This window comes from Actinomycetes bacterium, assembly GCA_035489715.1.
GTDB lineage: Bacteria > Actinomycetota > Actinomycetes > JACCUZ01 > JACCUZ01 > DATHAP01.
Window position 1 is genome coordinate 1 of sequence record DATHAP010000019.1, and the last position, 9,869, is coordinate 9,869.

Annotated in this window: 12 protein-coding genes; 6 read left to right on the forward strand and 6 right to left on the reverse strand. The window is 73.6% G+C overall.

What is annotated here, in order from left to right:
- A partial coding sequence (locus VK640_01315) for a chromosome partitioning protein (protein HTE71825.1) occupies window positions 1-779 on the reverse strand: 779 nt, incomplete at its 3' end.
- The gene (locus tag VK640_01320) at window positions 776-1,417 is read right to left on the reverse strand and encodes an SAF domain-containing protein (protein ID HTE71826.1); all 642 of its coding nucleotides are present in this window, start codon (window positions 1,415-1,417) and stop codon (window positions 776-778) included. The genes VK640_01315 and VK640_01320, both read right to left, overlap by 4 nt.
- Window positions 1,418-1,593: 176 nt before the next feature.
- On the opposite strand from VK640_01320, the gene VK640_01325 reads away from it, so the two are divergent.
- Entirely contained in the window at window positions 1,594-1,920 is a 327-nt protein-coding gene (locus tag VK640_01325) for a helix-turn-helix domain-containing protein (GenBank protein ID HTE71827.1), read from the forward strand.
- Between the two features lie 27 nt (window positions 1,921-1,947).
- Here VK640_01325 and VK640_01330 read toward each other — a convergent pair whose 3' ends face one another.
- The gene (locus tag VK640_01330) at window positions 1,948-2,502 is read right to left on the reverse strand and encodes a hypothetical protein (protein HTE71828.1); all 555 of its coding nucleotides are present in this window, start codon (window positions 2,500-2,502) and stop codon (window positions 1,948-1,950) included.
- 201 nt (window positions 2,503-2,703) lie between these two features.
- On the opposite strand from VK640_01330, the gene VK640_01335 reads away from it, so the two are divergent.
- Both VK640_01335 and VK640_01340 read left to right on the forward strand, forming a co-directional pair.
- Window positions 2,704-3,432 carry a hypothetical protein gene (locus VK640_01335; protein ID HTE71829.1) on the forward strand — a complete coding sequence of 243 codons (729 nt, stop codon included), beginning with the start codon at window positions 2,704-2,706 and terminating at the stop codon, window positions 3,430-3,432.
- A complete protein-coding gene (locus VK640_01340) occupies window positions 3,429-4,169 on the forward strand; it encodes an Rv3235 family protein (protein ID HTE71830.1) in 741 nt (246 codons plus the stop codon). The genes VK640_01335 and VK640_01340 overlap by 4 nt, the downstream gene beginning before the upstream one ends.
- Before the next feature lie 7 nt (window positions 4,170-4,176).
- Here the strand turns inward: VK640_01340 and VK640_01345 are convergent, their stop codons facing one another.
- Complete coding sequence (locus VK640_01345; protein HTE71831.1) at window positions 4,177-4,533, reverse strand: MmcQ/YjbR family DNA-binding protein; 357 nt, start codon at window positions 4,531-4,533, stop codon at window positions 4,177-4,179.
- A 10-nt stretch (window positions 4,534-4,543) separates the two neighbouring features.
- Entirely contained in the window at window positions 4,544-7,279 is a 2,736-nt protein-coding gene (secA, locus tag VK640_01350) for a preprotein translocase subunit SecA (protein ID HTE71832.1), read from the reverse strand.
- Between the two features lie 163 nt (window positions 7,280-7,442).
- Here secA and VK640_01355 point away from each other — a divergent pair, with 163 nt between their 5' ends.
- From VK640_01355 to VK640_01365, 3 genes are read left to right on the forward strand one after another with little or no spacing between them, the layout of a single operon-like run.
- A complete protein-coding gene (locus VK640_01355) occupies window positions 7,443-7,988 on the forward strand; it encodes a GNAT family N-acetyltransferase (GenBank protein HTE71833.1) in 546 nt (181 codons plus the stop codon).
- A complete protein-coding gene (locus VK640_01360; GenBank protein ID HTE71834.1) occupies window positions 7,985-9,100 on the forward strand; it encodes a GNAT family N-acetyltransferase in 1,116 nt (371 codons plus the stop codon). The genes VK640_01355 and VK640_01360 overlap by 4 nt, the downstream gene beginning before the upstream one ends.
- Complete coding sequence (locus tag VK640_01365) at window positions 9,097-9,660, forward strand: GNAT family protein (protein ID HTE71835.1); 564 nt, start codon at window positions 9,097-9,099, stop codon at window positions 9,658-9,660. Before VK640_01360 ends, VK640_01365 begins: the two co-directional genes overlap by 4 nt.
- Here VK640_01365 and VK640_01370 read toward each other — a convergent pair.
- Window positions 9,657-9,869: hypothetical protein (locus VK640_01370; GenBank protein HTE71836.1), on the reverse strand; the 213-nt coding region annotated here is incomplete at its 5' end. The two genes, VK640_01365 and VK640_01370, sit on opposite strands and share 4 nt — an antisense overlap.

A 9,869-nucleotide genomic window follows, 5' to 3' on the forward strand; every position in this document is an offset into this window, starting at 1 on the left:
CTGATGCCGGTGAGCACCCGCAGGTGCGGAGCGACGACCGGGGCGAGCGCGGCCAGCGCCGAGCGGTCGAGAGCCCCGTTGCCCGCCGACCGAGCCGCCGCCGCCAGGCCGGGCGCCTCGTCGAGCAGGCCCAGCACCTGGCCGACCGAGCCGCCGTAGACGTCGGCGTCGGCCAGCAGTGCGCTGGTGCCCAGGGCGGCCAGCTCGGCCGCCAGCGTGACCGCGACGCTGGTGCGCCCCGGTGCGCCCGCGGGACCCCAGACAGCGACCACCTGACCGGGCGCTGGCGCCAGGCCGTTCGATGCCGAGCCGTTCGACGAGCCGTTCGGTGCCGAGCCGTTCGGCGCCGAGCCGTTCGGCGCCGACCGGCCGCGCGGCGGCGAGCTCCACCCGGCCGACTCCCGGGTGCGGCCGAACAGCGCGGAGACTGCCGCGCTGACCGCGGCAGCGAGGTCGGCCGGCGCGGCGTCCCCGGGCAGCACCTGCTCGACGCCGAGCGCGCGCAGGCGGAGCGCGGCCTGGTCGTCGCCCGGGTCGTGCAGGCCGACCACGGCCACCCCGCCCGCGGCCAGGCGGGTGACGGCGTCCCGGTCCAGACGCCGCAGCCCGGCGTACAGCAGAGCGGCCCGCGACGTGCCCGTCGCGGCCACGGCCAGCAGGTCGGGCAGGTCCGCGCAGCGCCGCACCACGCGCAGCCCCGACGGGCTGCGTTCGAGGCCGGCCACCAGCCCGGCTTCCCAGACCGCACCGGTGACGGCCGTCAGCACCGGGACGGTCACGAGGACCCGGCCGGCACGTGGACGAGGTAGACCGACCCGTGGGCCACGGCGTCGATCACCGCGGGCACGTCACCGCTATCGACGAGCAGGGTCACCGCCGCCTTGTCGCCACTGGCACCGAACCCGCCCTCACCGCGGACGTCCTCGGCGACCGTGACCGACCCCAGCACCAGCTGGGCAGGGACCTCTTCCTCACCCGCCGCCTCCTCGGGCACGACGTAGACGTCGACGACGCGGCCTTTGTCCAGGCCGGTGACCCCGTAGCGGTCCACCTCGATGACCACCCGGCGCAGGTCCGGCGCCGCGTCGTCGGTGACCGCCGACAGCGGCAGCAGCTCGCCGCGGCCGACCGGCCGGGTCAGCACCACCCCCTCCACGTCCTCGCTTGCCGCGACGTACGACCGTGCGGCCTGGTCGAGCCGGACGGCGGTCACCGACACGTCGGACGGCGCGAGCACGGTGTCGCTGCCGAGGTCCCGGGTCACCGACCAGACCTCGACCCGCTCGTCCGCGTCGGCGAGCACCTTGGCGCCCAGGACCACGGCCAGCAGGACGAGCAGCACTCCCAGCAGCAGCCGGGTGTCGAGCCAGCGCGCACGCGGCAGTCGGGTTGCTCTCGGGCTGGGCAGGTCGGTCACCGTGACGCTCCCCCGTCGTGGCTCGCGGACCGGCCCCCGCTGCACGCCGGTCGAGGCAGCATCCTGGCGTGCCGGGCGCCAGACCGCCACCCGTCGTCCACAGGCAGGCCGCCGCCGCCCGGGCCCGGCCGCCATACTGATCCACTGATCCACCTGCCGTCCCGCGAGGAGCGTCCATGACCGTCCCGAGCGACCCCGGGCCGACCGGTCGTCGCTTCCTGCAGCTCGCGGACGTCGCGGAGGTGCTCAACATCTCCTCGGCCCAGGTCTACGCGCTGGTCCGCTCCGGCGACCTGCCCGCGATCAAGATCGGCGGCCGCGGTCAGTGGCGGGTCGAGGTGAGCGAGCTCGAGGCCTACATCGCCCGGATGTACGCCGAGACGCGCGACTTCGTGACCACCCATCGCTTCGGCCGGCCGGCCGAAGACGGCGGCCCGCCGGGTGCGGTCGACGACGGCGACGGCGACGGGGGCGACACCGAGGCCGGTCCCGTGACCAGGTGACCCCGCCCGACCTGGCCCCTGAACCCGTTAGGCCCGCGAGCGCACCAGCGCCAGGGCGGCGAAGGGCACTGTGCGCACGGCGCCGGACCGGCGCGGCCGGACCTCGGCCGCCGGGTGCTCGGTGAGCTCGACGAAGTCCGCGCCGACGCGTTCCAGCGTCCCCTCGACCGTGCCGCCGCCGGTCAGGTGGACCACGACCGGCGACCGGTCGCGAGCGATGGCACGCAGCGCGACCCCGAGGCCGAGCCGCACCCGCTGACCCGCAGGGGCCGCCATCGACTCCGAGGTCGGCGCCAGGTCGGTGACCGACTGCACGGCGGACATCGTGACCAGGACCTGGGTGCCCGCGTCGCCGGCGAGGAGCAGCCACTCGTCCGAGACCTCGACCACACGCCCGTCGACCCGACCCGCCCCCACCGCGTGCAGACCGACCCGGCCGCCGAGCGACCCGCCCAGCCGTTCGGCCAGCGTCAGCAGCGCGCTCTCGCGCCGGGACCGGTCGGCCACCTCGGCGACGACCGAGGCAGCCTCGGCGGCGTCGAGCTGCGCCTCCAGGTCGCCGAACAGGTCGTCCCAGCGCATCCCTGCTCTGCCTCCCCACGCGTGACGCCCGTCCGACGCCGACGCCCCATCCTGCCCAAGCCGGGCGTCCGAGTGCCCACCAGGCCTGTGGACGACCGATTGACACGAGGTGAACGGCACTAGTAGAACGCAAACATACGTAAACAAAGGTAACGGGGCGGAATGGCACTTCATCGATTGAGGCTTCGCGCGGGGCTGGTCGTGGCGGCCACCGCCGGTGTCGCCCTGGTGGTCGGGCGGCTGCTCGCCGGCGTCGTGCTGGACGGGTCTGCGGCCGCTGAGCGGTCCGGCCCGGCAGCGCTCGACGCCTGGGTCGGCCCCACCGCGGCGGCCGGTGCGCTGCTGACCCTCTGCTGGTGGTCCGTCTCCTTCACGGTCGCAGTCGTGGCGCAGGCCGGGGAGACGATCCGGGCCGGACGAGCGGTCCGGCCTCCCCCGTCGGCTGCCCCGTCGGCGGCCCCGTCGACGGCCCCGTCGACGGCCGGGTCACCCATGCCGTCGATCACCCGGCGGCTGGCGGCGGCGGCCCTGGGCGTCGCCCTGAGCGCCGGTCCGGTTGCGGCGCACGCCGCGGTGGACCGCCCGGCCGGCGGCCCGCCCAGCCCGACCAGCCCGACCAGCCCGACCAGCCCCGCCGAGACAGGTGACGCAGGCGACCGGCACGGCTGGCCGCGACGCGCCGCGTGGTCAGCCGACCGCCCGGCCCGCCGGGATGCCGTGGTGGTGCGGCCGGGCGACACCCTCTGGACGCTCGCCGCCACCCGGCTGGCCGACGGCGACCCGGCCGACGAGCGAGCCGACGACCGGGCCGTCGCTGCCGCCTGGCCGCGCTGGTGGCACGCCAACCGGGCGGTCGTCGGCCCGGACCCCGACCTGATCCGGCCCGGCCAGGTCCTGCACCCACCCACCGACCCCCAGGAGGAGCGATGACCACGAGCCCGACGCCACTGACCGCCACGCCACTGACCGCCACGCCACTGACCGCCACGCCGACGGGCAACCCGCCGACCCCGACACCGAGCCGGCCGCCGCACCTGCTCCCTGCGCCGTCCTGGGAGCCGCCCTACGACGACGAGATCGACCCGGCCGCCCGCTCCCGCCCGCACGGGCACGGGCACGGGCCACTGCCGGCGGTCCAGGGGGCGCTGGCCCTCTCGTTCGTGCTGCCGAGCGGGCTGCCCGCGGTCCCGGAGCCGCCCGCCGCGCACATGCGGGTCGTGCCGACCCCCGGCCCGGTGACCTGGCGACGTACGCCCGGACCGGTGGCCGACCCCGACCTCGACGACTTCGGGCCGCAGCCGACACGGCGGGCCCAGCTGCCCGAGCCCCGAGCCTGGGGCGGACGGCTGGTGCAGGCCCTGGTCGAGGTGCTGGCCGGCGACCGGCCGGCCGGGCAGCTGGTGCGATGGACGAGCAGCGAGGTCTACGACGACGTCACGGCTCTGGTGCCGGTGCCCTCCCGGCCGGGACCGGGCCGCCGTGCTCGGCCACCCGGCACCGGGCTGCCGGCGCGCGCCGCGGTGCGGTCGGTGCACGTGACCGAGCCGGCCGACGGCGTCGCCGAGGTGGCGGCGACGGTGACCCGGGGGCGGCGCACGACCGCCGTCGCGCTGAGGCTGGAGGGGCTGGACGGGCGCTGGCAGTGCACCGCCCTGGAGCTGGGCTGACGCCCGGTCAGGAGCCCTCCGGCTGACCCGACGGGCGGTCCTTCCGGGGCAGCTTGGCGACCACGGTCGCGTACGACACGTCCACCGCCTCGAGCAGGTCGTCGTCCGGGATCGCCCCGTCCAGGCGCAGGGTGTTCCAGCCCGATCGGCCGATGTAGGGCATCACCGAGGCGTCGCCGGGAAAGCGGGCGAGCCACTCGTCGGCCTCCTCGCGGGTGGCGCCGCACTTGAGCCCCACCGTGTCGTGGCCCATGAACGCGAAGATCTTGGTGCCGACCTTCGCGACGTGGTCGCCCTCCCAGGGCTGGTCGGACCAGGCCCCGGGCTTGGCCAGGCAGTGCGCCCGCAGCTCGGCTGGCGTCATCGCCGAGCGGTCACCGGTTGCGCGGGTCGCCGTGGCAGCGCTTGAACTTCTTGCCCGAGCCGCAGGGGCACGGGGCGTTGCGCGGGACGTCACCGTAGGGGTCGTCGGCACTGGTGACGACCGCTGCCGGGGTCGGCTCGGCGGAGGCGTCGCCGTCGACCGTCGGCGCGGTGTACTGCAGCTGTGACGGCCGGCGCGGGGCGTCGAGACCCTTGGCGACGACCTCGGCGTGGTGCTCGCCCTCGCTGGCATCAGCGGCCTGCTCGTCCTCCACCTGCACCTCGAGGTTGAAGACGTAGCCGACGGACTCCTCCTTGATGGCGTCCATCATCGCGGCGAACATGTTGAAGCCCTCGCGCTGGTACTCGACCAGCGGGTCGCGCTGGGCCATCGCGCGCAGGCCGATGCCCTCCTGCAGGTAGTCCATCTCGTAGAGGTGCTCGCGCCACTTGCGGTCGAGGACGGAGAGCACGACGCGCCGCTCGAGCTCGCGCATCACCTCGGCGCCGAGGGTCTCCTCCCGGGCGTCGTAGGCATTCTGCGCGTCGGCCTTCAGCTCCTCCGAGAGGAACTCGGGGGTCAGCCCGGACCGGTCGCCGCCGGAGGCCTCCTCGAGCTCGTCGATCGTCACCGAGACCGGGTAGAGCGTCTTGAGCGCGGTCCACAGCTGCTCGAGGTCCCATTCCTCCGCGAAGCCCTCGCCGGTGGCGGCGGCGACGTAGCCCTCGACCACGTCGTCGACCATGTGGCGGATCTGCTCGTGCAGGTCGGCGCCCTCGAGGACCTGGCGACGCTCCGCGTAGATGACGGTCCGCTGGCGGTTGAGCACCTCGTCGTACTTGAGGACGTTCTTGCGGATCTCGAAGTTCTGCGCCTCCACCTGGGTCTGCGCGGAACGGATCGCGTTGGTCACCATCCGCGACTCGATCGGCACGTCCTCGGGGATGTTGAAGCGGGTGAGGAAGGACTCGACCATCGCGGCGTTGAACAGCCGCATCAGGTCGTCGCCGAGGGAGAGGTAGAACCGGGACTCACCCGGGTCGCCCTGACGACCGGAGCGGCCGCGCAGCTGGTTGTCGATGCGCCGCGACTCGTGGCGCTCGGTGCCCAGGACGTAGAGCCCGCCGAGGCTCGTCACCTCGTCGTGCTCCGCCGTCACCCGCGTCTTGACCTGCTCGACCGCCTCGGGCCAGGCCTTCTCGTAGTCCTCGGTGGCGTCGACCGGGTCGAGGCCACGGCCGCGCAGCTCGTGGTCGGCGAGGAACTCGACGTTGCCGCCGAGCATGATGTCGGTGCCGCGGCCGGCCATGTTGGTGGCGACCGTCACGGCGCCCTTGCGGCCGGCTTCGGCGACGATCGTCGCCTCGCGCTCGTGCTGCTTCGCGTTGAGCACCTCGTGCCGGACGCCGCGCTTCTTCAGCAGGCCGGAGAGCAGCTCGGACTTCTCGACGCTGACCGTGCCGACCAGCACCGGCTGGCCCTTCTCGTGCCGCTCGGCGATGTCGTCGACGACCGCGTCGAACTTGGCGGCCTCGGTCTTGTAGACCAGGTCGGCCTGGTCCTGGCGGATCATCTCCTTGTTGGTCGGGATCGGCACGACGCCCAGCTTGTAGATCTGGGAGAACTCGGCGGCCTCGGTCATCGCCGTGCCGGTCATCCCGGAGAGCTTGTCGTAGAGGCGGAAGAAGTTCTGCAGGGTGATGGTCGCCAGCGTCTGGTTCTCCTGCTTGATCTCCACCCCCTCCTTGGCCTCGATCGCCTGGTGCATGCCCTCGTTGTAGCGACGGCCGGCCAGCATGCGGCCGGTGTGCTCGTCGACGATGAGGACCTCGCCGTTCATGACGACGTAGTCCTTGTCGTTCTTGAACAGCTCCTTGGCCTTGATCGCGTTGTTGAGGTAGCCCACGAGAGGGGTGTTGGCGGACTCGTAGAGGTTGTCGATGCCGAGGAAGTCCTCGACCCGCTCGACGCCGCGCTCGAGCACGCCGATGGTGCGCTTCTTCTCGTCGACCTCGTAGTCGACGTCGCGGGCCAGCCGCTCGACGATCCGCGCGAAGTCGGCGTACCACTTGGTGGCCTGGTCGGCCGGGCCGCTGATGATGAGCGGCGTGCGGGCCTCGTCGATCAGGATGGAGTCGACCTCGTCGACGACGGCGAAGTTGTGGCCGCGCTGCACCAGCTCGTCGCGGGTCCAGGCCATGTTGTCGCGCAGGTAGTCGAAGCCGAACTCGTTGTTGGTGCCGTAGGTGATGTCCGCGGCGTACTGCTGGCGTCGCTCCTCGGGCCGCATGTGCGCGAGGATCACGCCGACCTCGAGACCGAGGAACCGGTGCACGCGGCCCATCAGCTCGGACTGGTACTCCGCAAGGTAGTCGTTGACCGTGACGACGTGCACGCCCTTGCCCTCTAGCGCGTTGAGGTAGGACGGCAGGGTGGCCACCAGGGTCTTGCCCTCGCCGGTCTTCATCTCGGCGATGTTGCCCTGGTGCAGCGCCGCACCGCCCATCAGCTGGACGTCGAAGTGCCGCTGCCCGAGGGTCCGCCGGGCCGCCTCGCGGACGGTTGCGAACGCCTCGGGGAGGATGTCGTCGAGGCTCTGCCCGTCGGTGAGCCGCTCGCGGAACTCGTCGGTCATCGCGCGCAGCTCGGCGTCGGTCATGCCGACGAAGTCGTCCTCGATCGAGTTGACCTGCCCGGCGATGCCGGTGAGCTTGCGGAGGATCTTGCCCTCGCCGGCGCGGAGCATCTTGTCGAAGAAGGCGGGCACGCGGGGAACTCCTCGGTATGGCGGACGGCACGGCCGGCGCGCAGGCCGGGTGCGGCCGGCAGCGGCCGGCACCAAGCATCGTAGGCGCTCGTACGCCGCTAACGGCTCGACCGGCTCCCTCGTGCCCGGTTGGATGGGGCAGGTGAGCTTCCCGGGCCCCGTGACCCTGACCGACGGCAACCTGCTCCTGCGGCTCCCCGAGCCGCGGGACGTGCCGGCGATCACGGCCGCCTGCCAGGACGAGACCCTCGCCCGGTTCGTGCCGGTGCCGGTCCCCTACACCGAGGAGCACGCCCGGACGTTCGTCGCCGAGCGACCGGCCCGCTGGCAGGCCGAGGACGGCGAGATGACCTGGGCCGTCGTCGACGCGACCGCGGACCGGCTGCTCGGCATGGTCGGCCTGCACGCCCGCGACGCCTCGATGCGCGAGATCGGCTACTGGACCGCGCCGGACGCCCGCGGGCAGGGGGTGATGACCGCCGCCGCCCGGCTGGTGGTCCGCTTCGGCTTCGAGGTGCTCGGCCTGGAGCGCATCGAGTGGACGGCGATCGTCGGCAACGACGCGTCGCTGCGGGTCGCCGAGAAGCTCGGCTTCCGGCTGGAGGGCACGGCCCGGTCCGGGCTGCTGCACCGCGGGGTGCGCCGCGACGGCTGGGTGGCCGGCCTGCTGCCGGGGGAGCTGCGGTGAGCGGGGTCCCTCCGCCGAACCCCTCGCCCGAGGTCCGCGGGGACGGGGTGGTTCTCTCCGCGTGGCTCGAGAGCGACCTGCCGGCGGTGCTCGAGATGGCGGACGACCCGGCCTCGAGGCGCTGGTCGGAGTCCCTGCGCCACGTACGGACCCTCGACGACGCTCGAGCGTGGATGGCCGTCCGGACCGGGCCAGAGCGACTCGACTGGGCGGTCCGCGATGCAGCGACCGGTCAGCTGGTGGGACGTACCGGTCTGTTCCGCTTCCACGACGGACCGGTCACCGCGGTGATCGGCTACGGCGTGCACCCCGGACACCGACGGCGCGGAGTCGCGGTGGCCGCTGTCGGCGCCGCAGTGAGGTATGCCACCCAAGAGCTGCGCGTGCACCGGATCGAGCTGGTGCATGCGGTGGACAACCTCACGTCATGCTCGGTCGCAACCCGCAGCGGGTTCTCCTACGAGGGCACCGAGCGCTCGTCGCTCGACCACGACGACGGCGGCCCGCCGCACGACATGCACCGGCACGCCCGGCTGGCGACCGACCCGCCACCACCGGCGGAGGCGCCGCCCGGCCGGCTGGTGGTGCCCGTCCTGGCCGACGACGACGTACAGCTGCGTCCGTGGCGCGAGGACGACGTGCCCGCGCTCGCCCGCGGCCTCGCCGACCGCGACGTCGTCCGGTGGGGCGGCGGCAGCACGGCCACGACGGAGGTCGACGCCCTGCGGTTCCTGCAACGGCTGCGCCGCCGGGCCGACGAGGGCAGCACCGTCTCCTGGGCCGTGGAGGTCGACGGTGCGGTGGCCGGCGCGACCGGGATCCGGAGCGTCAACCGCTACGACATGCACGCGAGCGTCGCCTACTGGGTCCTGCCGGAGCACCGCGGCCGCGGGATCGCCACCGCCGCGCTGCGCGTCGCCGCCGGCTACGGCCTCGGCGAGGACGGCCTGGGGCTGCACCGCCTGCGGCTGCAGCACGCGATCGGGAACGACGCCTCCTGCCGGGTGGCGGAGAAGTCGGGCTTCGCCCTCGAGTCGGTGCAGCGCGAGTCGTTCCTGCTGCAGGGGACGTTCGTCGACGAGCACGAGCACGTACGGCTGGTCGGGCGATGAGCAAGCCGGCCATCGAGCACGTCGAGATCTCGGCCGGCGCGTGGCAGCTCCGGCCACCGCACCCGCGGGAGGCCGAGGACGCGCTGGCGATGCTCCACGACCCGCTCACCCGGCGGTGGAACGACGCACCGAAGGTCGTCGACCTGGCGACCGCCCGCGCGTGGTGCGAGAGCGGGGCCGACTGGTCCGACGGCACCCACGCGACGTTCTCGGTCCTCGACGCGACCACCGGCCGACTGGCCGGCACCATCTCGCTTTGGCAGATCGACCTCCAGGAGAGCCGGAGCGCGTGGGTCGGCTACCGCACCGCGCCCTGGGCGCGGGGCTGCGGTGTCGCGACGGCCGCCCTGCTGGCCGTCACCGGATGGGCGTTCGGCGGCCTCGGCGTCGAGCGGATCTCGCTGCCGCACACGGTCGGCAACGAGGCATCGTGCCGGGTCGCGGAGAAGGCGGGCTACGTCCTCGAGGGCATCATGCGTGGCGCCTGGCGCGAGCCGGACGGGACCCGGCTGGACGACCACCTGCACGCCCGGCTGAGCACTGATCCGTACCCGACCTAACGGACCCACATCTGGTCCAAGAGCGGGCCGAGCACTGTTCCCGCCTGGAAGTTGCCGATCCGTTCGGACACGACCATCGACTGGGTGTAGTTGTGCGTGGGCACGATGATGGCGCGGTCTGTGACCGAGCGGAAGACACGGCGCCACAGGCGGTTCGCCTGGCCGGGGTCGGACTCAGCCAGGCGTTCCGCCCGGTCGACGAGTGCGTC

What these genes read in the sequence shown, in the direction of transcription:
- VK640_01345 (HTE71831.1), bottom strand. Translation starts at nt 4,533, where the DNA reads ATGACGCCAGCCGAGCTGCGGGCGCACTGCCTGGCCAAGCCCGGGGCC.
- VK640_01340 (HTE71830.1), top strand. Translation starts at nt 3,429, where the DNA reads ATGACCACGAGCCCGACGCCACTGACCGCCACGCCACTGACCGCCACG.
- VK640_01365 (HTE71835.1), top strand. Translation starts at nt 9,097, where the DNA reads ATGAGCAAGCCGGCCATCGAGCACGTCGAGATCTCGGCCGGCGCGTGG.
- VK640_01325 (HTE71827.1), top strand. Translation starts at nt 1,594, where the DNA reads ATGACCGTCCCGAGCGACCCCGGGCCGACCGGTCGTCGCTTCCTGCAG.
- secA (HTE71832.1), bottom strand. Translation starts at nt 7,279, where the DNA reads ATGCTCCGCGCCGGCGAGGGCAAGATCCTCCGCAAGCTCACCGGCATC.
- VK640_01330 (HTE71828.1), bottom strand. Translation starts at nt 2,502, where the DNA reads ATGCGCTGGGACGACCTGTTCGGCGACCTGGAGGCGCAGCTCGACGCC.